Source organism: Streptomyces sp. NPDC048637 (assembly GCF_040650675.1).
GTDB lineage: Bacteria > Actinomycetota > Actinomycetes > Streptomycetales > Streptomycetaceae > Streptomyces.
On record NZ_JBEZHQ010000019.1, the window covers coordinates 36,968 to 62,216 of the forward strand.

Genomic DNA, 25,249 nt, shown 5'->3' on the forward strand with positions numbered 1-25,249 from the left:
CCCGGGCGGCGCAGTCGCGCGGGACCTATCCCCGCACGCTCCCGTCCCAGCGCCAAGTGGTGCGCCGAGGGTGCCCCGGTAGCTCGGCGCGCCCGGTGGCCCACAGCAGGGTGAGCCAGGGATCGGCGGCCTCCGGGACGTCCGGAAACAGCCGGGCGAGCACCTGGGCACACAGGTCGGCGGGCGGGTTCCAGGGGAGTCCGAGGCCCTCCGCCAGGTCCTGCGTGTGCACCAGGGTTTCCACGGCGCCCATCGCGGCGAAGCCCTCCGGGTCCGACACCCCGAACACATGGTGCGCGCGGACCTCCGGCGTCGTCGTACGCACCATCGCCACCAGCAGCGCACCACTCGCCTCCAGGACCTGCAGCAGCCCCTCGGGACCGGCTGCACGGTCCGCATGTACGGCGTTCGCGGGGCCGCCGGCCCGGCGGCTCTCCCACACGAAGGGCACATTTCCCTCCAACGGCGGCTTTCTGGGGCCCAGTTGGACGGCGTAGGCGAAGAGATCGTCGCTGAGGTGTTCGACGGTCTCCCAGCAGTCCCACTCCAGCGAACCGGCTCTGCCGTCCCACGCCGTCGGCGGCGCCTGGCGCAGTACGGACACGGCGAGCTGCACGGCACGGTCCAGATCGTCCGCGGTGACGGCGGACGGCGGGAGCGCGGCTTCGGTGGACCGGGATATTGATCGGGACATGATGGGACCGTACCGCGCAGGAGCGGGAGGGTGCCTCCGCCGGGGCCTGCGGGTGGGCGGCACCGGGATCTGACGGTCTATCGTGGGCCCATGTCCGCCCCAGAACTGATCCGTATCGTCTCCCGCGACTCGCCCATGGCGCTGGCCCAGGTGGAGCGCGTGCGCGCCGAACTCGGCGCGCTGCACCCCGGCATCGCCACGGAGGTCATCCCGGTCAAGACCACCGGCGACCGCTGGATGGGTGCCCTCTCCCAGGTGGAGGGGAAGGGGGCGTTCACCAAGGAGGTCGACGCCGCCCTCCTGGCCGGTGAGGCGGACCTCGCGGTGCACTGCGTCAAGGACATCCCTGGCGACCGTCCGCTGCCGGCCGGCACGACCTTCGCCGCCTTCCTGGAGCGCGATGACGTCCGCGACGCGCTGATCGACCCCGGTGGGCGCACCCTCGACGAACTCCCCGCAGGCACCCGGATCGGCACCTCGTCGGTCCGCCGGATCGCGCAGCTCGCCGCCTCCCATCCGCATCTGCCGTGTGTGCCGATGCGCGGCAACGCCAATCGCCGCATGGAGAAGCTCGCAGCCGGTGAGGCGGACGCCCTCCTGCTGGCCGTCTCCGGTCTTGAGCGCATCGGCCGCACGGACGTGATCACCCAGATCCTCTCCGTGGACGAGATGTGCCCACCCGTCGGGGCCGGCGTGCTGGCCCTCCAGTGCCGTGAGGGCGATACCGACACCATCGACGCCGTCAGCGGACTGGGACACCCCCAGACGTTCCAGGAGACGACCGCCGAACGCATGCTGCTGCACGTCCTGCAGGGGCACTGCAACAGCCCGATCGCCGGCTACGCCAAGACGGACCGTCGCGGCGAACTGTCCCTGCGCGCCTGTGTCTTCACCCCGGACGGCAAGACGGTCCTCAACGCGCACGAATGGGCCGGCCCGCTCACCCCGGAGACCCTCGGCACGTCTGTGGCCGTCGCCCTGCTGCGTCAGGGCGCACGCGAACTCATCGACGGCATCGCGCACTGAGGCTCGCGCCTCCGGAGGGCCGGTCATGCCGGCCGACGGCTGTCACGCTGCTCCCCGGGCCGGGCCCCGGGGCCGGCGGTGCGGCGGCGTCCCTCATCGGCGTCCCGGCGGCCCCGACGCGCCGACCGCTTCCCGGAGGGCCTGTCGGCAGGCCTGAATAGCGGGGTGCCGGTCGCGGCCCCGGCGGATCGCGGTGAACAGTCTGCGGGCCCGCCGGCCGTGCGGGAGCTGGTGGAGGGGGACGGTCGCCGGGCGGCCGTCCCATACGAGGTCCGGGAGCAGAGCAGCGGCGTGGCCCTGTTCGACGAGGCGCAGATGCAGCAGCAGGTCCGTGGACTCGAACCGGACATCGGGCTCGAAGCCCGCGCTGCGGCACAGCGTCAGGGCCCAGTGCCGGGCCGCGGTGCCCTCGGGTTCCAGGACCCAGGGGTGCTCGGAAAGCGTGCGCAGCCGCGCCGTTGGCCCGGCGGCGGCCGTCGCTTCCGCCGGGCCGTCGGTACCCGCCGGAGGCGGGTGAGCCAGCCGCAGCGGGTCGTGACACAGATCCTCCTGCTCCAGCTCGGCCCGCCGGGGATTCAGGTTCCCGGGTACTCCTCGGCGATGACCAGATCGAAATCGCGGGCCAGCAACCCGGGCAGCACCCGTTCCGGCTCCATCTGTGTGACATGCACCCGCAGCCGGGGGTGGGAGGCACGCAGCAGCGTGAGCGCGGGCGGCACCAGGGCGAGGGCCGCGGTCTGGAAGGACGCGACGCGCAGGGTGCCGGTGAGTTCGGTGAGTTCGGTGAGGGAGGTGGCGATCTCCGCCTCGGCACGCTCCAGACGTTCGAGCACCGCCTCGGTGTGGGTGACCAGAATCTCCGCCTGCTGGGTCAGCCGCACCCGCCGTCCCACCGGCTCCAACAGCGGCACCCCGACCTCCGTCTCCAACTGTGACAGCTGCTGCGAGACGGAGGACGGGCTGTACGAGAGGGCGGCCGCGACGGCGGCGAGCGTGCCGCGGTGCTTGAGTTCGCGCAGCAGGCGGAGACGGTGGAGGTCGAACGTCGGCGGGCCCGGCCTTCCCAGATCCTTCGGCCTTTCTGACGAATATAGAGGGGAAACATTCGCTGGACCGAGCGATGGGAGGCACCGCACGCTGCTCAGGTGACTGAGACTCTTTCCTCCCTCCCCGCACCCTCATGGTTCGCGCACCCCGGCGCCCGTACCTGGACCTGCCCGCCCGCCCCCGCCGATGTGCACGGCTTCCACGCATCGTTCCCCGGCTACGCCCCGACTCCGCTCACCGAACTCCCCTCCCTTCCCGCTGAGTTGACAGTCGGCCGGGTCTTCGTCAAGGACGAGTCGTGCCGCCTCGGCCTGCCCGCTTTCAAGGCGCTGGGGGCCTCCTGGGCCGTTCACCGGGCTCTCGCCGAACGGGCGGGCAGCCAGGAAGCCGGCGGTCCGCTCACGCTCGTCACCGCCACCGACGGCAACCACGGCCGAGCCGTGGCCCGTATGGCCCGCCTGCTCGGGCAGCGCGCCCACGTCTTCGTCCCGGACGGTGTCCATCCGGCCGCCACGGCAGCCATCGCCGCCGAGGAGGCGCGGGTCACCGAAGTCGCCGGAAACTACGACGAGGCGGTACGGCAAGCGGCCGACGCGGTCGCCGGCACCCCGGCCGCGGTCCTCATCCAGGACACCGCCTGGCCGGGCTATGAGCGGATTCCGGGCTGGATCGTCGAGGGCTATGCGACCCTGTTCGCCGAAATCGACACACAACTGGCCGCGGTGGAAGCCGGATTGCCCGATCTCGTCGCCGTACCTGTGGGGGTGGGTTCACTTGCCCAGGCCGCCGTCACCCACTACCGAAGCCGCCCCGCAGGCGCGGCGGCCCTGCTGTCGGTCGAGCCCGACAGCGCGGCCGGCGTCCTGGCGAGCCTCACCCGGCAGACGCCGGTCACCGTGACGACCGGCGCGACCACCATGACCGGCCTGAACTGCGGCACCCCCTCCACCCTTGCCTGGCCCTATCTCCGTGACGGCCTGGATGCCGCCATCGCCGTCACCGACGCCGCCAGCGCCCGAGCCGCCGATGACCTCGCCGCCCTCGGCGTCCCCTCCGGCCCCTGCGGCGCTGCCTCGCTCGCCGGCGTCCGTGCCGCCCTCACCGGCGACGGCGCCGCCGCCCGCCGCACCGCCCTGGCCCTCGGCCCCGCCTCAACCCTCGTCCTGCTCAGCACCGAAGGCACCGCCGCCAACCCACACCACCCCGAGAACCCTTCATGACCGGCCCCGACCTGATCACCGTCAACGGCGAGCGCCTGTGGCAGTCCCTCAATGCACTTGCCCAGATCGGTGCGTACGAGGACCGGCGCACCGGCCTGCGCGGCGTGAACCGCCTGGCGCTCACCGACGCGGACGTGGCCGGGCGGCGCCTGGTCATCTCCTGGATGGAGCAGGCAGGACTGACCGTCCGCATCGATAGGGTGGGCAAAATCTACGGCCGCAGGGAAGGCGCCGACCCCGCTGCCCGTCCCGTGCTCACCGGCTCCCTCCTCGCGGCGGCTCACCTGATCGTGCAGCTGCGTGCCATGGTCGTCTCCGGCTCGTACGGCGACCTGCGCGCCACCGTCGGACACCCCCCATCGTCTACCCGGACCTCACCAACATCGTCCCGGCCCGCGCCGAGCTGACCGTCGATCTGCGCAACCCCGACGACGCCGACATGGCACGTGCGGAAGGGGACCTCGCCACCTATTTTCAGACGCTGGAGCGAGGGCAGCGCGGCCTCGCCGTCACCAGCCGCCGGATGGTCCGGACTGCCCATGTCCCCTTCAGCGACGGCTGGGGTCCGGCGCTGGACCGGAGCCGGGTCGGAGGTTGGGGGTGGGACGGCGCGCCCCACCCCCAACGGCCGCCCTCGGCTCAGCCCTTCAGTCCTTCAGTCGTTTGACGGCCGGTATGGGGTCGCCTACTTCCGCGATGCTGGCGGGCTCAGAGATCGGTGCCTCTGGCCACATCTCTTCTCCCTTCTGACTGGGCTTGGCGGGAATCTATGTCGCGATATAGCGTTAGTTCCTCACCACGCCGCTGACCCCAAGCGCGAAGACCTTCACAGGATCCGGAGGGCAAGCATGTCGGGAGAGATCTCGTCCGCTGGGCAGAGCCCTGGCCGCGGCTCGCTGCCCGAGCTGCGGGCCTCGCATATGGACCGGGACCGGGTGGTCGACGTCCTGCGAGTCGCGGCGGGCGACGGCCGACTGACCGCGGCCGAGCTGGACGAGCGCCTGGAGGCTGCTCTGTCGGCGCGGACGGTCAGCGAGCTGACCGTACTTACCGCTGACCTGCTGCCCGTGGCTGCGGCGGAGGTCAAGGATGTACTCCGGATCGACCAGAAGCACAGTGTGGTCGAGCGGGTGGGGCGCTGGGTGGTGCCGCGACGGCTGGAGCTTGCGACGGAATTTTGCGAGGTGACGCTCGACTTCACGCAGGCCGTGATCGCACAGGACACCTTGCGCATCGACATGAACATGCGCGGCAAGAACCTGACACTGATCACCAAACCAGGCATCGTGGTCGATACCGATGCTCTGAACCTGGCGTTCAGCAAGGTCACGAACCGTCAGGCTCCGGGCCCCGACAGGCCGGTCACGCTTCGCGTGGAGCTGGTCGGCAAGAAGACGTACGGCCGCGTCGTCGTACGACCCCCGAGGCGGACAGTCGGCCAGTGGTTGCTGAGGAAGCCCACGCCCCTGACTCCCGACAACTGACCTGCCGAAGTGGACAGATGCAGCCCGGATGGGTGGACAAGCACGCGAGGCTCCTGGCAGAGAAGTTGCTCTGGCCGACAATCGACCTACCAGGAGCTCCGCTGCTTCGTCGCATCAACCTCCCTGCCTCGCACGGAGGTTGGAAAGGGCTCAGTGCAGTGCCTGGCGATCAGTCCGGTCAGTTGCTGAGATCGACCCGGAACGTCAGCAGATTTGTCCCGAACGCTCGGACCGCCGTGCTGTTCAGCCGCGGCAAGGTTTTGAGCCGTGCACGGGCGTCGTCCTCCGGGACCGGATGGGCGGTACCGGCATGCCATCGCCCCTTGATCCGGACCCGGACCTGCGGATTCGCCTGGATGTTCCGCACGTACTGCGACTTGTCGCCGTACTCGGAGACGAACCAGAAGGCACGCCCGATGCGGCGTCCGCCGACCGGTGTCCGCCGGGGCAGTCCGGACTTCCGCCCCGTCGTCTCCAGAAGAGTCTGCTGCGGAAACCGAGAGAGGATCGGATTGCCGATCCTCCGCTGGAACGACGTAACGGCCCGGAACTTGATCTCGCGATAGCGCGACATCCACAGCCCTTTCTTTCGCTTCTTTCGCTGTTGTTCGTTGCTGGTGGTGCTCGCACTGCCGTACCGCTGCGGCGCGAGGATACGGCGCTGCCCGACCCGTCGTGAGTATTGAGCTCAATCCCAGTGAAAGTCGGAAGGAACTCGGGCCCTCGAATGACAATCCCGCGCCCGTCCTGCCCCGTCCTGCCCCGTCCGGCCCGGTCTGCCCCCGACCGGCCCGCCCCGCGCCCGATCTGCCCGACGTCGAGCGTCTGACCATAGGGGCGTCACATCCGCGCAGTCGGTTCATCGTCGCCGGGTGGCATCGTCTCCGTTCAGGGCGGTTCCCTCCTCCCATGGCACGACAACGACCTGCACATCATCCTCGTAAACAATCCGTCCGGGGGCTGTGGACTCGACCCGTTCGCAGGCCACTTCATGGGCGGCCAGGATCTCCCAATAGCCGTCCACCCGCTCGATGAGATGCACAGCAGTGGCTTTGAACCATGCCACCGCCCCCGGATTCAGGTTGTGGTCGTAGACGCTGGGGTCGGCGTGCGACGGATCGGGATAATTCGCGTCGTACCAATCGTTGCCGGCGCGCCAGAACCGGTACTGCTCGTCACTCAACTTGCCTTCCCGCGCAAGGCTGTTGGCGAGAGCGAAAACGCCGGGGAAGTGGCCTCGCGGGCTTCGCTTATCCCCCTGAAACCGCACGTACAAGGCCGCACTCATGAATCGCCTCCTGCTGCTGACAAATCGATATGGGATGGTCTCTGGCACGGCGGTGAATCGAATGCCGTAGGCGGAGGCCTTACCCGGGAGCCGGGAGCCGGGAGCCAGGACCCGGCGGCCTGTAACTCATGTTCGTCGTACCGGCCCACTCGACGTCGCGCTCTGCTTGCCATCGTCTGACGATCAAGTGCGTGTGTCGGCAGGCCCGTTGCACTGTCAACCCGAGTCGACGCCCTTCAGCTGGCAACCTACGGTTGCCTCGTGGTGCGCTCATTGTCCTCAGCAGACACGGCTGCGGTGGCGGGCACGAACACGCTCAACCGATGGGTGGTCGGCTCGACCAGGCGCCCGCAGAGCGTGTCCACGCGGGTCATTGACCAGTCGATCTGCTCAGGCTCGGCGCGGAGGCGCCGCATGTGGGCCCGCAACTCTGACTGGTCCTGGGTCTCGACGAGCACTTCCCAGCGGCCCGCATCTGCAGCGAAGCGTGTGGCCGTCCGCTGCTGAAGCTCCTGCTGGCGCCGTTTCCTCTTCCGCTGGCCTGGCATCGGCCCAGGATCGCGGACTGCCGGTGCTGCAGCAAGATTCTTTCCCCTGCGGCTTCGGCTCTCGCATCGATGAATCGCTGACCAGGAGGGTCCGGAGGCAGGCGCAGCCCTGGCGGTACAGCCTGCCGAGGAGCCGGTCGACGAGGTGGTCGCTGTCGCTCGGTGGGAGCGATCGAGGAGCGATCCGGGAGCGGGTAGCGCGCTTCGCGTGGTGGCGTCGGCGGTTGCGGGGTCTGGGATGATCTTTTGCGTGCTCGCCGCGCACATGACACGATGTCCAGCGCCGCACGGGGGAGCGGCACACGTGTGGGGACAACCTCCCTTTGCGCACCGCGTTCCACCGTGGTGCTCCCTTCTTCCCAGGGCGGCGAGAACCTACCAAGCCGCAGCACAAGGAATCACAAGGGAACGGGACCAGACATGACGACTTCCACACGCCCCTCCAGCCCCACGCCGATCTACGAAGAGCTCGTCGAGGAGCACGGAGACATTCTCGCCGAGGCCCGCGAGGCCGCGGAGCGGTCGCAGCTGACGGCGTCGCAAGCGCTGGACTGGAGTGATCTGCGCCGCCGGGACTGAGTTCTGCGCTCACCCGCGGTGGGGCGTCCGCCTGAGTGCGATGCCGCCTGCCCGATTTCGCCGAGAAGGGCGTCGGGCGTCAATGGCATCCATCGACGGTTCAGTCGCTCCCGGGGAAAGTATCCACCAGCCGTGTCGGTGCAGCCTGCTTCCATGAGTCCACGAGGATGTCCCGCAGCTCGGTCATGTCCTCAAGCTCGGCCAGTCGCACTCTCACCCAATGGGAGCTTGCCTCGTGCGGCGGCACCCAGAACTTTTCCGGTTCCGCTGCAATCAGCTCCTTTCGCTCATGAATGGGGCATCTCACGGCGAATGACGTCTCATCGTCGGGGATCGTGACGAACATCTTCCCGGCGACCCGGAAGGTGGGCATCTCCCAGGCTTCCTTCTCCACTGTCTCAGGCAGGGAGAGGGCGATACGGCGGACGTCAGCGGAATCGATCACGGTCACTACTTTAGACGCGCGGCGAACTACGCGAACAGGTGTTCCCTGGCCTCTCCGTGTGTGTGGAGATCCCGGTCGCTACGCTCCCCGTCGCTGCGTTCGCTTCCGCACGGCACCGAGGTGGCATTCCGCATTGCCTCCTGCCTGCCCGCGATGCCCGAGGCGGCGTTGGGCGCCCGCAGTCCCGTGTGGTCCGCACCCCGAGGCCGCCCGGCGCCCGCCCTTGCTCAGGAGGCGGAGTGTGTGCCCTTGTCCCGGATCAGATTCTCGACGTGATCGAAGCGCTCGTGCAGCGTACGCAGCTCCGTACGAAGTGCCTCCGCGTCCTCGCGGGCATGGCTCCCCACCGCTTTGCTCAGGCGGATCATGTCCTGCTCCGCGTGGCTGACGAACCAGGTGGCGAGGGCTGCTGTGATGACCCCGAATGCCGTAATGGCGCTGAGCATCAACAGGGCGGCGATGATGCGGCCCCACAGAGTGACGGGATAGAAATCCCCGTACCCAACAGTGGTCGCCGTCTCGATCGACCACCACAACGCCTTCGGATAAGACGTGATATTCGCGTGTGGTGCACCGGATTCGGCGACCACCACCAGAGCGGCACCGGCAAGAAGTACCGCGGTCATGACCACGGTGACCCAGAGCGCCGCTTGTGCGTGCAGCCGGCGCCATGCCTCATTACGGAAGAGGCGATTCAGTACGGACAAGAGAAACGACGGCACCAACGGGCGTCACCTTCCACTGCGGCCTGGTGGACAACCGGCCTTCCGCCATCGCTGACATTAACAGGAGCCAACGCCAGGGCCGTATATGCCGGTGGGTGACCGGTCGCAGTGTGGCGGTGGTGAAGGAGCTGCTTCACGTTCGCTCTTTCACCACCGCTCCTTCACCATCGCTCTTTCGCGACGGCTGCTGCCTTACGACTGTTACTCCGCTAATCCGCCGCCCACTATTCCGTACCCGCTACCCGCTACCCGCTACCCGCTACCTGCTCTCCGCGATCACCGTGAGGAATCGTCCTGGCGCGGCGTGGCAGGTGGATCGCCATGGACGGCGTGCAGATAGAGCGCCAGGGTGTCGGCCGTGAAGTACGAGCTGTAGGAGACGTCCGGGAAGTCACCGCCCGTGTGGTAACCGCCGATGACGCCGATCAGGGCGTAGCCGGTGAAGTCCCGTACCAGGAACGGTCCGCCGGAGGTGCCGCCGATATAGCCCGCGCAGGCGATCTCCAGGAAATCGCCGGGGGCGGCCGGATCGGTGCTGGTGTATCGGTGCGTGGAGGAGGTGCAGTCGAGCGGCTTGGGGTGGGTGGTGTCCTTGTTGCCGGGGTAGCCGATGAGCCGTACGTTCCGGTGGTCATAGCCCGGGTACGGCAGGAGGCCGAAGCCGCCGGTCACCTCCTCCACCTCGGCACCGTCCTCCCGCGCCCCGAGCCGCACGACCGCATAGTCCCAGCGGGCGCCCGCGTTCGTGCCGAGGTCGTAGTACCGCTGGTCGAGGTAGCTGCGCTCGATGGGGTAGATCCCGTGCGGCTTGCGTCCGTCGTGATACTGCGGCACGAACGACAGATGTCGCTTCGGGTCGGGGGAGCGCAGGCAGTGGGCGGCACTGACCACCAGATTGCGGTGCGGACTGCGGACGACCGTGCCGCCGCAGAACCGGCCGGTGTTGCTGCCGTCCGTCCAGAAGAACGTCCCCACCTGGGGGAGTCCGTCGAAGGGGTGGCTCGGCGGGGTTGCGGCCGTCGCCGGGCGCGGCGCCGCCGAACTCTTTCTCGCGGCGGCCGGTCGTGCTGCCCGCATCCGCTGCGGAGTCCAGTACGTGTCGGCCGGCTCGGCGGCGAGGCGTAACCCGTGCCCGTGCCCGTGCCCGTGGCCGTGCGGGGCATTCGCGGCGTGCGCCGGTGGTGCCGCGGCGAGGGTGGGCGACAGTCCGAGCAGCAGCGTGGTGAGCAGCAGGGCGTAGCGGCCGCGTACAGCAATCGGTCTGCTCATGATCCGGGTCCTCCCGAGGGCCGGCGTACGGAACGAGAGACATGCGCGAGGCGAGCGTGCCATGGTCCTACGGCCCGGGAACGTAGGGCGAGAGGCCGGGCCGAATTCGTAGCACATGGCATACCGTCAAGAGCCAGGGAACAACTGCACCCAGGTACGGACAGGGCCTCTCCGACGCCTTCGACGCATTCGGCGGATTCGGCGGGCTCGGCGGAACTGGCGGGCTCGACGGTGTGACGAGCCCAAGGATCCGCGCCGTCGGACAGGCCCCCGCCCGTCAGCTTGTGGGCAGGTGCCGGGCGAAGAACGAGAGCACGTGATGACGCACCAGGGGAACCGACACCGCCGGGTCGAGCGTGCCGACCAGCTTGATCCGGTTGGCGGTGGTCATCAGCCCGGCAGCCTGCAACTGGGGCGCAATGGCGGCGTAGTCGGTGAACACTCCGTGCGCGGTGTGGTCGAGCAGCCGGCGGCCGGTGCGTCCGTGGGGGTGGGCGAGCATCGCCGACCAGGAACGCTCCAGCTCCTTCCCGTAGGGGAATCCATCGGTTCCCAGTAGGAGCAGCGGCCGGTCCGTGCCGTACTGGGCGATCGGGAAGAGCTTCCCTTCCTGGCCGGGGGACTCCGGTGGGTGGTCCAGAAAGCCTTCCAGGTTGATCGCGGCGTGGATACGGCGGTCCTCGTACATCGTCTCGGCCGCGGTGGTGCCGCCGGCCGAGTGGCCGTAGATGCCCACCCGCCGCAGATCCAGCGCACGACCGAGGTGCTCCGGCAGCGGGCGTCCCGCCGCGTCCGGGTTCCGTCCGGCTGCCAGCGCTTCCAGCTGGTTCAGCACGAACCGGGTGTCCGCGATCCGGGTGTCGATCACGGTGCGGAACATCGTCGGATCGGTTCGGGGGTCTCCCCTGAAAACCGTTTCGCGGACCTTCTTTCTCCCCGCCCTCGCGTGGGGAAACTCGACCTCACTGCCATCGCCGGGGTGGTCGACGGTCACCACCACGTATCCGCGGCTCGCCAGTTCTTCGGCAATACCGGTGCCGAGGGTGCGCGGGTCGCCGCCTCCAGGGCTGTACAGCAGCACCGGCCGCCGCACGGCCTGCGCGGTTGCGCCCGTGTGTGCATGGGTCCTGGTGGCCGCCCAGTTCACCCCTTTCACCGGCAGCCCCTCATGGAAGAGGGGATCGATGAACGGCACACGCTCCGCGGCGCCCCTGGTCATCTGCGGTGCGACCGGACAGCCGCGGACGGTACGGGCCGGATAGCACACCGTCGCCATGACTTCCCGAACGGGGAGGGGCCCCCACGGGTCGCGCCTGGTGCGATCGACCAAATGCAGCGTGGTGACCCCGATCCGGTACGGCCCGGTCGGCGCCGGCAACCGTACGGTGAGGTCCTTCGCGGTGCGGGCCTTCCCGGGCTGGGCCTGCGCGACGCCGCCGCGCGCGAGCAGCATCGTGGCCGCCAGCGCGGCCGACTTGGTGACGGTCCGACGGTTCACTCCCGTCACACTTTCTCCGCCGGGCACGCCGTCAAGGCCGCGCTCAGGCACAGACGTTCGGCCTGCTGCCTCACCCTCGTTGATGCTCCTGCGGAACATGGCTCTCCCCTTGTGCCTCTTGTGCCTCTGTGACGTCGGTCCTTGTGCCTTCCGGCGGCCCCCTGAGTGAATGAAGGGGGCATGACCTGGAGGGTGGCGCCCAGCGGGGAGGGCGGACCATCGTTCAGGCCCTGCCCTGAACGATGGCGATTCGCCACCAGGGAGAGTAGTGATCCGGATCCAGTTCGAGGCTGCCGACTTCGCCCAGGTCCGGTTCGCGCCCCGGCCGGCCCCGCTGCAAGAGCTGAACGTGGCCCTCATGAAGATGTGCTCCCGGGACGGCGAGTTGCTGTTCGGCCGGTGGCGACGACGGTTGCTCCAGTCCTTGCCGCCGGCCGTCCAGCCGCTGGGTGACCTGGTTCCTGCCGCCGTGGCCCCCAACTTCCTCGATGTCTTCAGCGACACGCTGAAGGAGGGACTGGACACCGTCCGAGCGTCGCGCCCGGAACTGGTCCGCACCGAGATCGAGCGGGTGTACGCCCGGCAGCCGTCCCCGGCTCCGCTGTGGCTCCGCGATCTGTACCGGGGTGACGGCGCCGCCTGGCACCTCCTCCGCCGCGCACAGCATGCGGCGTTCGAAACGGCTCTGCGTCCTGTGTGGCCCTTGGTGCAGGACCTCCACCAGGCGGAGTTCACCCGCCATGCCGTGGCCGTCGCCGAGCACGGCATCGGCGCCGCACTCACTGAACTCGTCCCGGGCGCCCGGCTGCACGAGAACGTCTGGGCATTCGAGGCGCCCTACGACGACGACATCGAGCTGCGCGGTCGCGGTGTCCTGCTGCTGCCCACCTTCCACTGGACCGGCCATCCCCTCATCTCCGACCTGCCCGATCGCCCTGTGGCCGTGACCTATCCCGCCGGACCGGGGCTGCCGCTCTCGCCGGCCGAGGCGGCCGGCTCGGACGAGGCGCTCGCCGGCGTGCTCGGACGAACCCGTTTCGGCATCCTGCTTCTCCTCGCGGAGGAACACACCACCAGCGCACTGGCCCGGCGGCTGAAGGTCAGCAATGCCACGGCTTCCACCCACACCGCCGCACTGCGCGGCGCCGGCCTGATCACCACGGCCCGCGCGGGACGGGCGGTTCTGCACCGGCGCACTGCTCTGGGGAGCCTGCTGGTGCAGCGCCGCGGCCGATCGGGGAGCGAGCGCGGCTGACGCTGGGGCTTGGGCGCGGCGGTGCACTTGTGGGCAGTGGCAGTGGCAGTGGCAGTTGCAGTGGCTGGGCGAGCGGTGCCGGGTCAGGCGGTCCAGGCGGTCCAGGCGGTCCTCTGGTGCGCCGCCGGAGCCGCCTGCCCTGTCACGGTGAGTGACCGAGGTTCATCGTAGGGGTGAGGGGCGGCAACGGTCGTGGTCCGGCCGTTGGTCCGTCCTCGCGACGGGTGACGTCGTGGCGTCCGCCCCGGCATGGCGCGTCCCGTCCCCGCGGCGCGCCCCGTCCCCGTCCCCGTCCCCGTCCCCGGCTCCGTCGCTTCGCCCCGAAGCTGCTCGCTCGCCGCCCGCATTCCCCGGGAGGTAATCTGAATTCACTGCATCTTCTCCCCAATGCCGGGGAGGGCATATGACCGCCGGTGTGAGCCTCCGTCCCAGCAAGGCGGACGCACTCCGCTACACCCCCATCGCCGAGCACGGAATGATCGGCGATATGCGTACCGCTGCGCTCGTCGGTACCAACGGCACCATCGACTGGTATTGCTGCACACGATTCGACGCACCCAGCGTCTTCGGATCGCTGCTGGACGCCGATCGCGGCGGGGCCTTTGAGCTGGCCGCGGATGTGCCCGCCCGGACGAAGCAGTTCTACTTTCCCGACACCAATATCCTGATCACGCGGTTCTTCGCGGACAACGGTGTCGGTGAGGTCCAGGACTTCATGCCGATTGTCGACGACTCCCGCGAGGCGGACCGTCATCGGCTGATCCGGCGGGTGCTCTGTGTACGCGGGTCGCTGCCATTCGTCGCACGGGTGGCTCCCCGCTTCGATTACGGGCGAAGTGTGCACACCGTGAGCTCCCAGCAGGGCCAGATCGTGTTCGACTCCCCGGCGCTTTCGCTGGCGCTGTCGTCCAGCGTTCCGGTCGAGATCGACGGTCCGGATGCCCGGTGCTCGTTCATGCTGGACGAGGGCAGCGCCGCGGTGTTCGCCCTCGACCGCGTCGGTGACGGGGTGGCTCCACGGGCCTGTCCGCTGACCGAGGCAGAAGATTTGTTCGGCGCCACGGTGCGGTATTGGCGCAGCTGGCTGTCGCGCTCCCGCTATCGAGGGCGCTGGCGGGAAATGGTGCACCGCTCCGCGCTCACCCTCAAGCTCCTCACCTACGCGCCGACCGGCGCCATCGTGGCCGCTCCCACGACCAGCCTGCCCGAACAGATCGGCGGGGAGCGGAATTGGGACTATCGCTATGCATGGGTGAGGGACTCCGCGTTCTGCATCTATGCGCTGCTCAGACTGGGTTTCACCGATGAGGCCAAGGCCTTTGTGCACTTCCTGTCCCAGAACATCTGCCTCACGGACTGCGCCCACGGCCCGCTGCAGATCATGTACGGCATCGACGGCCGCAGCGAACTGCCCGAGGAGGAACTCCTCCACCTGGAGGGCCATCTGGGCTCAAGCCCTGTCCGGATCGGCAACGACGCCGTCAACCAGCTCCAACTGGATATCTACGGGGCACTTATCGACTCCCTCTATCTCTATGACAAATGGGGAGAGCCGCTGTCCAGCGACCACTGGGACACCATCGGCATGCTCGTGGACTGGGTCTGCGACAACTGGGACCAGCCGGACGAGGGCATTTGGGAGACCCGCGGCAAAACCCAGAACTTCCTGTACTCGCAGCTGATGTGCTGGGTGGCGCTGGAACGGGCGATGCGGATCGCGGTGCACCGGGGCCTGCCGGCGGACATGATCCGCTGGGGAGGGGCCCGGGACGCCATCTATCGGCGGATCATGGCGCGTGGCTGGTCCAGCGAGCGAAAGGCATTCGTTCAGCACGAGGGAGACGACGTTCTCGATGCCGCCGTTCTGATGATGCCGCTGGCCAAGTTCATCTCCCCGACGGATCCGAAATGGCTTTCCACTTTGGACGCATTGGGGGAGGAGCTGGTGTCCGACTCCCTGGTCTACCGCTATGACCCCCGCAGCAGCCCGGACGGGCTGCGCGGCGAGGAAGGCACCTTCTCGATCTGCTCGTTCTGGTATGTCGAGGCGCTGTCCCGCGCCGGCCGTGTGGACGAGGCCCGGCTCGCCTTCGAGAAGATGCTCACCTACGGAAATCACCTCGGCCTGTACGCCGAAGAAATCGGCCGCACCGGCGAACAGACCGGCAACTTCCCCCAGGCCTTCACCCATCTGGCACTCATCAGCGCCGCATTCAACCTCGACCGTGCCCTGGGCTGAGGCCGGCAGGCGAGGCCGCTCTGCCCGGTGAGCGAGAATCCCGTGGCTCGGCTGGCCCGGTGGGCACAAGCGGAGGGTGCGGATGGCGTCGTGTCACCCCGGGCGCCCCGTACGGCGTCCCCACATGGCGTGGTGATGCGCGCGGCTTTACCGTCGGCTGAGAACCCGTCCCGATGGCGGGGAAAGGCTGAGGCGCACTGCCCTTCGCACGTCGGTGCGCCCCAGCCGCTTTTTTCGAGTGAATTCGGAAACCCTTCGCCTGCACCGGCCGGTGCGAATTCAGCGCCTGGGGCGGCGGCTCGGATCCGGGCGGCCGAGGTGGCCGGGTTCGCGTTGTGCCTCGCCCAGCCAGAGGTGCGGCGGGGCGTACTGCCGGACCGCCGCTGTCACCTTCTCCTGGCTGCCGGGCGTTACCGGCAGCCGGTAACGCAGACGCGGCAGGCCGGGGCCGATCGGCTCCTCGTCGCGGACCAGGGCCCAGAGCACCGGATCACGGTCGTCGATCGGGCCGCTGGGGCACAGCTCGATGGAGTACTGCTTCACCCGCCGTCCGAACTGGCTCCACTGCATACCGACCCCGGCCAGCACCTCCCAGGGGATGATCTGCCGCGCCCTGCCGTTGTCCAGCCACACACCCGCGCGGTCGACAATGACCGCCGCGCGCCTGCCGTGCCAGGCCGGGATGCCGAAGAGCACACCGAGCGCGCCGAATACCAGCATCATCACCAGACCGGCCACGCCGGGCGCGGTGACCTCGCCCTGCGCCGTGCCCGTGGCGAGCATGATCAGCCCCACCACTCCAACCAGGCCCAGTGCGACCAGGATCAGACAGATGGGGAGGGCGGTCAGTGCGCCGCGGCGTCCGGTGCGTACCACGATCGCGTCCGGGGCCGGAGAATTCTGTGGCAGGGACATGACGCCGGAGTTTACGCACGCCCCGTCCGCCTCGCCTTCGGGGCCCCTCATAAGCTTCCGGCCATGACCGGAAGCGAAGACAGGGCCACCCGTGCCGAGCAATTGCGTGCAGGGTTTCAGCAGCAGGGCGTGCCGGGCCTTGCCGAGGACGAGGTGCGCAAGGAACGGCAGCGGCGGTTGGTCTACACCGTGCTGGCGGCCGTGCTGACCCTCGGCGGGCTGTCGCTGCTCGTTGTCCGGCTCCTGCGCGGCGACCAACTGGGTGCCTGGGCCGCCTTCTACGCGGCCGGCGCCGTCGTCACGGCTGTGGGCGGGGTACTCGCCAGGCGTATCTCCACTCGCCTGACGTTCACGGTGGTGCTCCTCGGCGTGGCGGTGATGTCGTTCGGTGACGCAGTGAGCCGTTGAGGCCGTCCCGCTCGGCGTGCGGTGACACCTCCTGAACGCGGAGAAGGCAACGGGCGAGGCCTCGGGGACCTTGGTGTGGCCAGGCCTCAACTGGTCTAAGGCATCTGCTACTTGATGAACAGTCAGTCCAACCCGCGGGCCCCGGCAGGGCGACCACCAGCATGGTGATCAACAGCAACCACACCCTCATCGATCACACCTGGGTCTGGCGGGCCGACCACGGGGACGGTGTGGGCTGGTAGACGAACCGGGCCGACTACGGGGTCCGCGTCAACGGTGACGACGTCCTGGCAACCGGGCTGTTCGTCGAACACTTCAACAAGTACGACGTGGAGTGGCGCGGCGAACGGGGACGTACGGTCGTCTTCCAGAACGAGAAGGCCTACGACGCGCCCAATCAGGCCGCGATACAGAACGGCGACATCAAGGGGTACGCCGCGTACAGGATCTCTGATGGCGTGACCACCCACGAAGGGTGGGGGCTGGGCAGCTACTGCTACTACAACGCGGATCCCACCATCCGCCAGGACCACGGCTTCCAGGCTCCCGGCGCACCGGGCGTGAAGCTGCACCATGTGCTGGTGGTCTCTCTGGGCGGCAAGGGGCAGTACGAGCACGTGATCAACAGCGTCGGAGCTCCTACCTCGGGCACCTCGACGGTGCCGTCCACGGTGGTTTCCTTTCCGTGACCCGTCCGAGAGCTGTCACCCGTGATTCCTGGTTCGCGGTTCCGGTGTGCACGAGTGCCGCCCCCGCTCCATGATCCCTGCGACGTGATCCCAGGTCTGTGCGCACGTGCGTGGTCCCCTGCGACCGGCTCGGCCGCCGTACGGTAACGGCGGCGGCGGCGGTGCCGTGCCAGGGGGCCGTGACGGGCGGGCCGACTGTCCGGCCTACCGTAGGGCGCATCTGTTGATGCCTGGAGAGTCATGACCATCGAAGAATCCGCCTTCCGAGGGCGGATGCCTGCCCGGCCCGGCGACCTGGCGGTCGAACGGCACGGAATCGGGCCGGTGCCCGAAAGCAACCGCTATGGAAGGGCTGCCCGTCTTTTCACCGTGTGGTTCGCCCCCAACCTCACCATGACCGGCGTGTTCTCCGGCACGGTGGGCGTCTCGCTGGGGCTGGACTTCTGGACGGCCTTCACCGCCATGGTGCTCGGCACGGTCGTCGGCGCGGTCCCGGCCGCATACCTGGGCACGTGGGGCAGTCAGACCGGAACCGGTCAGCTGCCGCTCTCGCGGCTCGCCTTCGGGCGCGGGGTGGCTCTGCCCGGCATCATGCAGTGGCTCTCCTCCGTCGCCTGGGATGCGCTCATCGGCCTCTTCGGCGGCGAGGCGCTGGCTCAGCTGCTCGGCTGGCCGTTCTGGCTGGGGGCGCTGGTGATCCTGCTGCTGCAGGGGGTCGTCGGCGTCTTCGGCTACGAGGCCCTCCATCAGCTCCAGACGGTGATGACCTTCGTCCTGGGCGCCGCGTTCCTGGTCCTCAGCGTGCAGCTGCTGTCCGGTGTACCGCTCCCCGTATCGGGCTCCGCGCACGGCGCCGATCGTCTGGGTGCCATTGTCCTGACCAGCACCATCGCGCTCAGCCTGGCCATCTCGTGGGCGCCCTACGCCTCGGACTTCAGCCGCTATCTGCCCCGTACGACGTCCCGGCCCCGGATGTTCTGGTACTCCCTGCTCGGCATGGTGCTCTCCTTCGCCTGGGTCCAGGCGCTGGGTCTGTGGGGAGCCGAGCTGTTCACCGACCAGACCGCCGCCGGGGTGCACGGGCTGCTGGGCGGAGGCGTCCTCGGCGCCTTCGGGCTGCTGGCCATTGCGGCCGCGGCGGTCTGCAGCAACGCCATGAACGACTACAGCGGCTCGCTGGCCCTTCAGGCGGCCGGCGTACGGGTTCCGCGGCCGCTCGCCGCGGCGGCGGCTGCCGTGCTCGGCTTCCTGCTCGTCCTCTGGATGCATGCCGAGGACACCACGCTCCGCTTCCAGAACCTGCTGCTCTTCGTCGGCTACTGGATCCCCGGGTTCGTGGGCATCGTGCTGGTCGACGCGCGGCTGCGCGCCAAGGCCCGGCGCGGCGCGCCGGTCGACGTCGAGGCCGAGTTCGGCCGCCCCCAGCCTTGGTGGCCCGCTTGCGTCGCTTTCGTCGTCGCCTTCGCCGCGGCCGTGCCCTTCATGGACACCACCCTGTTCGTCGGCCCGGTCGCGGCCGCGCTGCATGGTGCCGATTTCGCGTACTACGTGGCATTCCTGGTCTCTGTGGCGGTCTATGCGCCTTTGCGGCTTTTTGTGCGCACCGGTAGCGACGAGGCGGCGGAGATGGTCGCGGCTGCGCCGGGAACGGGCGGCTGAGCCGGGCTCACGGGTGGCCGGCCCGGAGTGCGGGGCGGGGCACGCACTCCGAGACGGTGTCCTAAGCGTGCGCTGAGCAGCGTGTTCAGGCCCGGCGCGCGGGTGGAGGGGGCGGCGACTCCGGCGCGCGCGAGTGACCGGGGCCGACGCCCCTCAGGCGGGGAGGCGGGTCCGGGACTGCCGTCATTCGCCCTGCCGCGCAACGAAAGGAACGCAGTCCCTTTTACCCGACGGATCGTGCAGCAAACCGGGGGTGATTTCCGATTGTCCGCGGCGGATACGGGCACCCGAATGTCCGGAGGATGACAACTGTGGTTCCCCTTCTTCTGTTGCATGCCGCACTGATCATTTCCGGTGCCGGAATCGCAGGGAAGGCCTGATGGTCGTGGCGGTCCTCGTGCTCACCGTGCGGCTACCGGCCCGGTGAGGTGTTCCGCGGCACTCCGCTTGTCCGTATCCGTTTGGGCAGGCCGGGGTTCGATCATTCCGATGTTGCGAAGAGCAAACATTTTCGTCCGAACTCGGAAATGTGTGGTTGATACCGCGGGGAGAGGGCACGCTTTCCGGCCTGAAGGCAAGTCGACGCGATACGAGGTGAGCTTTATCATGAGCACCGCCGAGGCTCCGCGCACAGTCACGGCGTCGCCGGTGCTGGAGCTTCAACTGGACTGCTATTCCGAAGCCGTCGGGCCCGCACGGCACCTTGCGGCCACGTTCCTGGAGCGCCTGGAACCCTCCCTGGAAAAGGATGCCAGGGACGCGGTGATCCTGGTCGTCTCCGAACTGGTCACCAACGCCGTACGTCATGCGGGCGGCAAGCTCTGCACTCTGCGGCTGACGACCGACCCGCAGTCGGTCGTGGTCGCCGTGGGCGACTCCAGCCCCGTTCTGCCGCGCCCCCGTACGCCCGACGTGACCGGAGAGGGCGGCGGCTTCGGCTGGTCGATGGTCTGTCGCCTCGCGGCATCCGTGGAGATCCGCAGGGAGCCGGCCGGCAAAACCGTGACGGTGGTCATCTCCCGTCAGGGTGCCTCGTGCAGCGGCGGCTCAGGCCGCGACGCAAGAGTCACGGCCTGAGCGGGAACCGTCCGCCCCGTATTTCTCCGTGATCCCTGTCACCCCTGAGTGGCCCGGCGGATATTGCCGGGGGTATGCACGGAATCCGCGCCACCGGCGGCGAGAAACGTGGGGCTATCAGTCTTCTTGCGGCATCCTGGGTGGCCCATCCGCCGGCATTGGGGGCGTCCCTGTTGGGTAAGGGCGGCGTGACCGAGCGTATTTGGGGAACCAGCAACTCCCCGCCGGCCATCGGGCCGGACCTCCACTGACGAGGTCGTCATGGCTGACGAAACCGGAATGGGTGAGGAAGCTGCCCAGTTGTCGTCCGAATTCCTTGACGGTGGAATCGACATCCGATGGTTCCGTGTCGCAGCCGGTCGAATCCATGGCACCGTCAACAGCCCGGTCGGCGCGCAGAGTTACCCGGCAAACCGGCGGAGGCGAAAGCGCGATCGCTGATCGCCCCGGTGAAGGCCACTCGGCGCCCTTGTCTTCACAGCTGTCGGGCGCGCGGCGGCATTCGTCCCGCGGTCAGGAGAGGGCGTCCGGCCAAGGGACCTGAGTGACGGTCGGGGCCGTGTAGTCGACCCCCGGTACCGCGAAACCGTAGAGCCGCTGGACCTCGGCGTGGAACCAGTCGAGGTCGGCGAGGCGGGTGATGGTCTCGGTGGTGGCCGTCTCCCACCGCTCGGTGACGGCGGCCTGCACCGCGCTGTTGAGTTCCCAGGCGTCGAGACGGACCCGGCCGTCATCGTCGACATCGAGGGGCCGGGCACCGGTGAGCTGGTCCCACAGGCCGGCCAGCTGGGCGATCGGGGGCACCATGGCGTCGCCGAGGACGCCGCGCAGCAGGCCCACATAGAGCGCGATGCCGGGGATGGCGGTGGAGGACTGGGTGACCGCTGCCCCGTTGACGGAGGTCACCGCGCGGCCGCCGACCAGCTTGTCCAGGCGCTCGTTGAGCGTACGGGCGGTCGCTTCCAGGTGGGACTTGGCGGCGCCGATGGTGCCCTGCCGGTAGTTCCCGTCGGTCAGAGGGGAGCCGATGTAGGAGAGGGCGGCGGTGGTGAATCCGTCGGCGAGCAGCTTGCGGTCGGCGAGATGGTCGATCCACCGCTCCCAGTCCGCGCCGCCCATCACCGCGACGGTCTGCTCGATGTCGTCCTCCGTGGCGGGCGGTGTCTCCACCACCTTGACCTCGGGAGTCCCGTCGCTGTCGAAGGCGAGGGTCTTGGTGCGGAACGCCTCACCGATGGGTTTGAGGACGGAGGTGTAGGTGGCACCGGTGTCCGGGTCGGTGCGGCGCGGGGCGGCGACCGAGTAGATCAGATGGTCCAGGCGGCCGAAGCGCTCCCGGAGCAGCTCCGCGACCTGGTCCTTCATCGCGTCGGAGAATGCGTCGCCGTTGAGGAAGACCATCTCGTGACCGTGCCGGCGGGCGAGTTCGGCCGTGGCGGCGGTGCGGTACCAGCCGGCCGTGGCGGTGCGCCGCTCGGTGGGGGCCTTCTCGAAGCAGACGCCGATGCCGCGGATGCCCACCCGTGCGAGGCCGGCGATCGTCGCGGCCAGCCCGTAGCCCGCCGAGGAGCCGACGATGAGCGCCACCGGAGCGCTGCCCGGGACCTCGGCGGGGGAGGGGACGGCCTGCCACATCTCCTGCACCAGGCGCTCGCAGCCGGCCGGATGGGAGTCGAGGAAGAGGAAACCGCGGCTGCGCGGGGTGATGACTCGTTCGCTCATGACGCACGTCCTTCGGGTTGTCGCGGAGGAAGAGGCGGCCGGCGCCGGAGCACGCACCGCACCCTGCAAGTCTGCGACCACGCACCCTCGCATGATCGGCGGGGCGGACACAGTAATGAGGAGGCGGTTTTGGAGGTTTTCCCTCAGTTCGGGCAGTGACGGGGGCGTGCCGATGCGTCCGCGGGTGGTCCGGTGGGCCCCCGCCGGCCTACCGGACAGGCCCTGGCTGCGCCCCCGCACCCCGCACGCCCCGGACCCGGCAAGACGACCCCTCAGCCCGTCGTGTGATCCCTCGTCGGCGGCAGACGGCGCAGCCAGTGATCCTCGGTGCTCCAGCCGAGGAAACGGCGGGCCCGGCCGCCGAGCGCCGTCCCGTCGGCGGTGAAGCTTCCCCCGGCCGCAACCAGGTGCAGCCCCGCCAGGGCGGGCGCGAGCCGGGCGGCGACATGCGCCGGGTGACGGGCCGTCTCCTCGCCCAGCCCGCCGAGCAGCCGTGTCTGCTCGGCGGGCGTGCACAGCGCGAGAAAGAAGAGCAGCTGCCGCCACGCGTAGGCCGCGTCCTTGATGGTGGCCAGGGGCCGCGGATTGTGGTGCACCCGGGCCGTCAGCCGGCAGACCGTCCGGAAGCAGCGACGGGCCAGATCCTCCCAGCCGGGCTCCGGAACGATGCCCACCTGGCGCACCAGCGTCGCCAGATTGTGCGTGGTGAGGATCTGCGCCTGCTCGATCACCGTGCCGTTCGCCGCCACCGGGCCCCGCGCGGACGCCCCGGCCCGCGCGGCGCACAGCCGCGCGAACTGCGGCGAGGTACGCGGCCGGTAGCTGCGGGTCAGCGCCTCAGCCGCCTCGGCGATCGCCAGGTTGCGGATCTCCGCGTAGTCGATTCCGTAGTAGTGCTCGTACAGCGTGCCACGCAGCAGCTCGCCCGCGATTCTCGCCGCCGTGAGGAACTTCGGGGTGAAGGTGCCCATGAAGATGTCCGCCGCCAGCTCCTCGACCATCGGTGCACCGAGGTCGGCCTGGCGGGCCAGCACACCGAGTTCGCGGACCAGAGGGTTGGGCAGCAGCGTGCCGGGAAACCCCTGCACGGCCAGCTCGCCGAGCTGCCGCAGCGCGGTATACGCGCCCTCCTGCGCCGCCTCGTCGCCCCGCTGCCCGGACACCGCCCGTACCCAGGGCAGCTCCTCGACCCGCACCTGCCGCTCCAGATGGAGCAGCAGCAGCGAACGGCGGTTACGGAACGCCCGGTAGTTCGCGGCCATCAGGGTCTGCAGCGCCTCGTCCGGAAAGGCCTGTGCGGTTGTGGCGGCGACCAGCTGCGGCACCAGTTCGGCCAGGACCTCGGCCGACGGCACCACGCCCCGTTCCACGAGTGTGCCGAGCGGAGCGCTCAGCGTCGCCTCGACGACCCCGCGGATCGACGCCGGAACCGGGGCTCCGCCGGGCAGCCCGGTCTCGCGGTGTTCCCGCTCGGTCACCCCGACCACCAGCGATCCGACATCGGCCGCGCCCACGTCCTGGGGGAGCGCGCCGAGCCGGCGGAGCACCAGCTGTGCCAGGGCGTGGTGCGAGGGGAGCGCGCCCTGTGCCGTCTGCCGGCCACGCAGCGTCAAGTGCCGTTCGGAACCAGGCATCCCGCGACGCCGCACCATGGACGCGACGGCGTGCCGCAGCAGACCGAGCCGGCGGGCATCGAGCGGACGCCCGGCGGCGGTGTCCTCCAGCGCCCCGCGCAGGATGCCCAGGTTCTCCTTGGGATTGCGGTGCTTTCCGCAGCGCCCATGGGCCGCCGCCAGCAGCCGGTAGCGGTGCAGCAGGGCGGCGCCGCGCTCGTACCAGCCCACGTCCGGCGTGCGCGCGAGGACCCGCTCGCCCTCGGCGGTCTCCAGCCAGTGGACCAGCAGTTCGTCGGCGAAGGGCTGCCAGACCGTGAGCGCTTCCCGCTGGGTCTCGACCGCCGCATGCGGCCGCCGTCGCGCCAGGGCCCGGCCGGCGTCGGCGACCGTCCGGCGGTGCACCGCGGAGGCGTCCGGCGCGGGCGCGGCCGACGGCCGGGGGGTGAACCGCAGCCGGTCGGCGAACGGTGCCAGCACCTCGACGAGGTCCAGCGCCTCGGCCACCTGCCCGGAGCGCATCAGCCAGGCGACGGTGAGCAGCGCGGCTTCCTCGGGCACCGACACCTCATAGCGCCCGTCGTCCAGCAGCGCGCACAGATCGGCCAGCCCGGCCTCGGTCAGCGCGTGCACGAAGAGCGCCCGGCGGTCGGCCGCCACGCCGGCCCGGCGCGCCGCCTCCTTCTCGTACGGCTGGAGCGGCCCACCGGCGCTCGGCTCACCGGTCGCGAAGCCGCCCCGGACGACCTCGGGGGTCACCCAGACCGGAAGGCCCGCCACCGGAGTGCGCGAACCCACCGTCAACGAGCCATCGGCCAGGCCGTCCAGCACTCCGCGCCAGCGGCGGGCCCGGTCCTCCGCGCGATGGCGGGTTGCGGGGTCCTCGTGGGTCAGCGCCGTGACGAAGGCCTTCGCCAACTGGTCCCGCGCATAGGGCGGGTTCCGGGTGAGGGGCTGCTGCTCAGCGTCGTCGTTCATAGCCGACGTGGCGGGTGCCGCCCCCGCGCCCTCCGGGTCCTGAGCCCGGCGCTCTGCTGCTGAGCTACACGTCGATGATCCGTGAGATTAGACGGATCCCCGGCGGCCGTACAAACGAGTTTTCGACAGCGGGCGCGGAGCCGGACTCCCCGCCCGATCCGGGCACCGGAGCCCGCCGTCCGGCGGGGCGCCGCTGCTTCGTAGACTCCCTGCATGCTCCCCGGACGTACACCTGCCCCTGACGCCGCCATGTTCCGCTTCGGCAAGCAGCGGATGCGCCGGACCCTGCCCGCTGCCGTTGCCGCTCTCGCCCTCGGATTCGCGATGCCGGCCGCCTGCGCGGTCTACGGATACGGCGTCGGCACCTGGGTGTTCGCGGTGATCTGGTTCCTGGTGCTCGGCGCGGTCGGGGTGTTCATGGCGTGGGTCGGCTGGGGGGACCGTGACGCCTACCTGGCGTTCGACGCGACCGGCGTGTGGTGGTGGCACGACACATCGGTACACGCGGTCCTCCCGTGGGACGCGCTGGACGCCGTGGGCCTGTTCTGGTGCCACCAGGAGTCGGGCAACTCCGGGCACCGGCTGGTGAGTCTGGAGCTGTGCCCCACCGGCGGCGTGCAGGAACCGCAGGATCCGGTGCTGGCTCCGCTGTTCGTCCAGGAGCAGGCCGGTGTGGCGGGCGTACCCGACCGGCGCTACCGCATCGGCATCCCGGTCTTCGCCCTCCGCCACTACGGCAGCCAGCTGACCGAGGCCGCCCGCTCCCGCGCCGCGCACCGCTGGTTCGGCGAGCACGAACGGCCCGCCGGTTACCTGCGCCACCAGGACCTCATCAGCTAGGACCCGGGGCCGCCCGCCCGGGCCTGCCCGG

General features: G+C 69.6%; 23 protein-coding genes, 1 tRNA gene and 2 pseudogenes. 13 read left to right on the forward strand and 13 right to left on the reverse strand.

All coding sequences use genetic code 11. The annotated features are described in order from the left end of the window. Window positions 1-25 precede the first annotated feature (25 nt). Complete coding sequence (locus tag AB0C46_RS23125; protein WP_362829938.1) at window positions 26-694, reverse strand: maleylpyruvate isomerase N-terminal domain-containing protein; 669 nt, start codon at window positions 692-694, stop codon at window positions 26-28. 90 nt (window positions 695-784) lie between these two features. On the opposite strand from AB0C46_RS23125, the gene hemC reads away from it, so the two are divergent. Then, window positions 785-1,720: a hydroxymethylbilane synthase gene (hemC, locus tag AB0C46_RS23130; RefSeq protein WP_362829940.1), complete on the forward strand. Its 936-nt coding sequence runs from the start codon at window positions 785-787 to the stop codon at window positions 1,718-1,720. Between the two features lie 93 nt (window positions 1,721-1,813). Here the strand turns inward: hemC and AB0C46_RS23135 are convergent. After that, window positions 1,814-2,787: pseudogene (locus tag AB0C46_RS23135) on the reverse strand (LysR substrate-binding domain-containing protein). Between the two features lie 78 nt (window positions 2,788-2,865). On the opposite strand from AB0C46_RS23135, the gene AB0C46_RS23140 reads away from it, so the two are divergent. The 3 genes from AB0C46_RS23140 (at window position 2,866) to AB0C46_RS23150 (ending at window position 5,471) form a co-directional block, all read left to right on the forward strand. Further along, window positions 2,866-3,987, forward strand: a complete 1,122-nt coding sequence (locus tag AB0C46_RS23140; protein ID WP_362829942.1) for a diaminopropionate ammonia-lyase — start codon at window positions 2,866-2,868, stop codon at window positions 3,985-3,987. Beyond that, complete coding sequence (locus AB0C46_RS23145; RefSeq protein ID WP_362829944.1) at window positions 3,984-4,394, forward strand: hypothetical protein; 411 nt, start codon at window positions 3,984-3,986, stop codon at window positions 4,392-4,394. Before AB0C46_RS23140 ends, AB0C46_RS23145 begins: the two co-directional genes overlap by 4 nt. A gap of 441 nt (window positions 4,395-4,835) precedes the next feature. Further along, window positions 4,836-5,471: a DUF1707 domain-containing protein gene (locus AB0C46_RS23150; RefSeq protein ID WP_362829945.1), complete on the forward strand. Its 636-nt coding sequence runs from the start codon at window positions 4,836-4,838 to the stop codon at window positions 5,469-5,471. A 178-nt stretch (window positions 5,472-5,649) separates the two neighbouring features. On the opposite strand, the gene AB0C46_RS23155 is transcribed toward AB0C46_RS23150, so the two are convergent. From AB0C46_RS23155 to AB0C46_RS23165, 3 genes are all read right to left on the reverse strand, one after another. Further along, window positions 5,650-6,045 (reverse strand): nitroreductase/quinone reductase family protein, encoded by a 396-nt coding sequence (locus AB0C46_RS23155; RefSeq protein ID WP_362829946.1) that lies wholly within the window; start codon window positions 6,043-6,045, stop codon window positions 5,650-5,652. Window positions 6,046-6,330: 285 nt separating this feature from the next. Next, entirely contained in the window at window positions 6,331-6,759 is a 429-nt protein-coding gene (locus AB0C46_RS23160; protein ID WP_362829948.1) for a hypothetical protein, read from the reverse strand. 248 nt (window positions 6,760-7,007) lie between these two features. Next, on the reverse strand, window positions 7,008-7,307 hold the full coding sequence (locus AB0C46_RS23165; protein WP_362829949.1) for a hypothetical protein: 300 nt from the start codon (window positions 7,305-7,307) through the stop codon (window positions 7,008-7,010). Between the two features lie 420 nt (window positions 7,308-7,727). Between AB0C46_RS23165 and AB0C46_RS23170 the strand changes: the two genes are divergently transcribed. Continuing rightward, entirely contained in the window at window positions 7,728-7,886 is a 159-nt protein-coding gene (locus AB0C46_RS23170) for a hypothetical protein (protein WP_362829950.1), read from the forward strand. A 100-nt stretch (window positions 7,887-7,986) separates the two neighbouring features. Here the strand turns inward: AB0C46_RS23170 and AB0C46_RS23175 are convergent, their stop codons facing one another. From AB0C46_RS23175 to AB0C46_RS23190, 4 genes are all read right to left on the reverse strand, one after another. After that, the gene (locus AB0C46_RS23175) at window positions 7,987-8,331 is read right to left on the reverse strand and encodes an MmcQ/YjbR family DNA-binding protein (protein WP_362829951.1); all 345 of its coding nucleotides are present in this window, start codon (window positions 8,329-8,331) and stop codon (window positions 7,987-7,989) included. A gap of 227 nt (window positions 8,332-8,558) precedes the next feature. After that, entirely contained in the window at window positions 8,559-9,053 is a 495-nt protein-coding gene (locus AB0C46_RS23180; RefSeq protein ID WP_362829953.1) for a potassium channel family protein, read from the reverse strand. 279 nt (window positions 9,054-9,332) lie between these two features. Then, a complete protein-coding gene (locus AB0C46_RS23185; RefSeq protein ID WP_362829954.1) occupies window positions 9,333-10,325 on the reverse strand; it encodes a trypsin-like peptidase domain-containing protein in 993 nt (330 codons plus the stop codon). A gap of 277 nt (window positions 10,326-10,602) precedes the next feature. Beyond that, a complete protein-coding gene (locus AB0C46_RS23190) occupies window positions 10,603-11,832 on the reverse strand; it encodes an alpha/beta hydrolase (RefSeq protein WP_362829955.1) in 1,230 nt (409 codons plus the stop codon). A 259-nt stretch (window positions 11,833-12,091) separates the two neighbouring features. Between AB0C46_RS23190 and AB0C46_RS23195 the strand changes: the two genes are divergently transcribed. Together AB0C46_RS23195 and AB0C46_RS23200 are read left to right on the forward strand one after the other, a co-directional pair. Beyond that, window positions 12,092-13,078: a winged helix-turn-helix domain-containing protein gene (locus AB0C46_RS23195; RefSeq protein WP_362829957.1), complete on the forward strand. Its 987-nt coding sequence runs from the start codon at window positions 12,092-12,094 to the stop codon at window positions 13,076-13,078. Window positions 13,079-13,481: 403 nt separating this feature from the next. Beyond that, window positions 13,482-15,317, forward strand: coding sequence for a glycoside hydrolase family 15 protein (locus AB0C46_RS23200; RefSeq protein ID WP_362829958.1), 1,836 nt, complete (start codon window positions 13,482-13,484; stop codon window positions 15,315-15,317). A 279-nt stretch (window positions 15,318-15,596) separates the two neighbouring features. On the opposite strand, the gene AB0C46_RS23205 is transcribed toward AB0C46_RS23200, so the two are convergent. Further along, complete coding sequence (locus AB0C46_RS23205; protein ID WP_362829960.1) at window positions 15,597-16,232, reverse strand: hypothetical protein; 636 nt, start codon at window positions 16,230-16,232, stop codon at window positions 15,597-15,599. Between the two features lie 63 nt (window positions 16,233-16,295). Here AB0C46_RS23205 and AB0C46_RS23210 point away from each other — a divergent pair, with 63 nt between their 5' ends. The 5 genes and pseudogenes from AB0C46_RS23210 to AB0C46_RS23230 all read left to right on the forward strand — a co-directional run bounded on the left by AB0C46_RS23210 (window position 16,296) and on the right by AB0C46_RS23230 (window position 20,506). After that, the gene (locus AB0C46_RS23210; RefSeq protein WP_362829962.1) at window positions 16,296-16,640 is read left to right on the forward strand and encodes a hypothetical protein; all 345 of its coding nucleotides are present in this window, start codon (window positions 16,296-16,298) and stop codon (window positions 16,638-16,640) included. Window positions 16,641-16,774: 134 nt separating this feature from the next. Beyond that, window positions 16,775-17,329, forward strand: a pseudogene (locus AB0C46_RS23215) (coagulation factor 5/8 type domain-containing protein); the annotation flags it as partial. Between the two features lie 240 nt (window positions 17,330-17,569). Further along, a complete protein-coding gene (locus AB0C46_RS23220; protein ID WP_362829963.1) occupies window positions 17,570-18,988 on the forward strand; it encodes a cytosine permease in 1,419 nt (472 codons plus the stop codon). A 606-nt stretch (window positions 18,989-19,594) separates the two neighbouring features. Beyond that, complete coding sequence (locus tag AB0C46_RS23225) at window positions 19,595-20,065, forward strand: ATP-binding protein (RefSeq protein ID WP_362829965.1); 471 nt, start codon at window positions 19,595-19,597, stop codon at window positions 20,063-20,065. Between the two features lie 261 nt (window positions 20,066-20,326). Next, on the forward strand, window positions 20,327-20,506 hold the full coding sequence (locus tag AB0C46_RS23230) for a hypothetical protein (protein ID WP_362829966.1): 180 nt from the start codon (window positions 20,327-20,329) through the stop codon (window positions 20,504-20,506). A gap of 72 nt (window positions 20,507-20,578) precedes the next feature. Here the strand turns inward: AB0C46_RS23230 and fabV are convergent, their stop codons facing one another. The 3 genes from fabV to AB0C46_RS23245 all read right to left on the reverse strand — a co-directional run bounded on the left by fabV (window position 20,579) and on the right by AB0C46_RS23245 (window position 24,452). Further along, on the reverse strand, window positions 20,579-21,787 hold the full coding sequence (gene fabV, locus AB0C46_RS23235; RefSeq protein WP_362829967.1) for an enoyl-[acyl-carrier-protein] reductase FabV: 1,209 nt from the start codon (window positions 21,785-21,787) through the stop codon (window positions 20,579-20,581). Window positions 21,788-22,059: 272 nt separating this feature from the next. Then, window positions 22,060-24,378 (reverse strand): hypothetical protein, encoded by a 2,319-nt coding sequence (locus AB0C46_RS23240; RefSeq protein ID WP_362829968.1) that lies wholly within the window; start codon window positions 24,376-24,378, stop codon window positions 22,060-22,062. 2 nt (window positions 24,379-24,380) lie between these two features. After that, window positions 24,381-24,452 (reverse strand) — tRNA-Leu (locus tag AB0C46_RS23245). A 139-nt stretch (window positions 24,453-24,591) separates the two neighbouring features. Between AB0C46_RS23245 and AB0C46_RS23250 the strand changes: the two genes are divergently transcribed. Next, window positions 24,592-25,218, forward strand: a complete 627-nt coding sequence (locus AB0C46_RS23250; RefSeq protein ID WP_362829969.1) for a hypothetical protein — start codon at window positions 24,592-24,594, stop codon at window positions 25,216-25,218. The last annotated feature ends 31 nt before the right edge of the window (window positions 25,219-25,249 follow it).

What these genes read in the sequence shown, in the direction of transcription:
- AB0C46_RS23225 (WP_362829965.1), top strand. Translation starts at nt 19,595, where the DNA reads ATGAGCACCGCCGAGGCTCCGCGCACAGTCACGGCGTCGCCGGTGCTG.
- AB0C46_RS23220 (WP_362829963.1), top strand. Translation starts at nt 17,570, where the DNA reads ATGACCATCGAAGAATCCGCCTTCCGAGGGCGGATGCCTGCCCGGCCC.
- AB0C46_RS23160 (WP_362829948.1), bottom strand. Translation starts at nt 6,759, where the DNA reads ATGAGTGCGGCCTTGTACGTGCGGTTTCAGGGGGATAAGCGAAGCCCG.
- AB0C46_RS23205 (WP_362829960.1), bottom strand. Translation starts at nt 16,232, where the DNA reads ATGTCCCTGCCACAGAATTCTCCGGCCCCGGACGCGATCGTGGTACGC.
- AB0C46_RS23250 (WP_362829969.1), top strand. Translation starts at nt 24,592, where the DNA reads ATGCTCCCCGGACGTACACCTGCCCCTGACGCCGCCATGTTCCGCTTC.
- fabV (WP_362829967.1), bottom strand. Translation starts at nt 21,787, where the DNA reads ATGAGCGAACGAGTCATCACCCCGCGCAGCCGCGGTTTCCTCTTCCTC.
- AB0C46_RS23210 (WP_362829962.1), top strand. Translation starts at nt 16,296, where the DNA reads ATGACCGGAAGCGAAGACAGGGCCACCCGTGCCGAGCAATTGCGTGCA.
- hemC (WP_362829940.1), top strand. Translation starts at nt 785, where the DNA reads ATGTCCGCCCCAGAACTGATCCGTATCGTCTCCCGCGACTCGCCCATG.
- AB0C46_RS23230 (WP_362829966.1), top strand. Translation starts at nt 20,327, where the DNA reads ATGGCTGACGAAACCGGAATGGGTGAGGAAGCTGCCCAGTTGTCGTCC.
- AB0C46_RS23165 (WP_362829949.1), bottom strand. Translation starts at nt 7,307, where the DNA reads ATGCCAGGCCAGCGGAAGAGGAAACGGCGCCAGCAGGAGCTTCAGCAG.
- AB0C46_RS23145 (WP_362829944.1), top strand. Translation starts at nt 3,984, where the DNA reads ATGACCGGCCCCGACCTGATCACCGTCAACGGCGAGCGCCTGTGGCAG.
- AB0C46_RS23240 (WP_362829968.1), bottom strand. Translation starts at nt 24,378, where the DNA reads ATGAACGACGACGCTGAGCAGCAGCCCCTCACCCGGAACCCGCCCTAT.
- AB0C46_RS23150 (WP_362829945.1), top strand. Translation starts at nt 4,836, where the DNA reads ATGTCGGGAGAGATCTCGTCCGCTGGGCAGAGCCCTGGCCGCGGCTCG.
- AB0C46_RS23200 (WP_362829958.1), top strand. Translation starts at nt 13,482, where the DNA reads ATGACCGCCGGTGTGAGCCTCCGTCCCAGCAAGGCGGACGCACTCCGC.
- AB0C46_RS23170 (WP_362829950.1), top strand. Translation starts at nt 7,728, where the DNA reads ATGACGACTTCCACACGCCCCTCCAGCCCCACGCCGATCTACGAAGAG.
- AB0C46_RS23155 (WP_362829946.1), bottom strand. Translation starts at nt 6,045, where the DNA reads ATGTCGCGCTATCGCGAGATCAAGTTCCGGGCCGTTACGTCGTTCCAG.
- AB0C46_RS23185 (WP_362829954.1), bottom strand. Translation starts at nt 10,325, where the DNA reads ATGAGCAGACCGATTGCTGTACGCGGCCGCTACGCCCTGCTGCTCACC.
- AB0C46_RS23125 (WP_362829938.1), bottom strand. Translation starts at nt 694, where the DNA reads ATGTCCCGATCAATATCCCGGTCCACCGAAGCCGCGCTCCCGCCGTCC.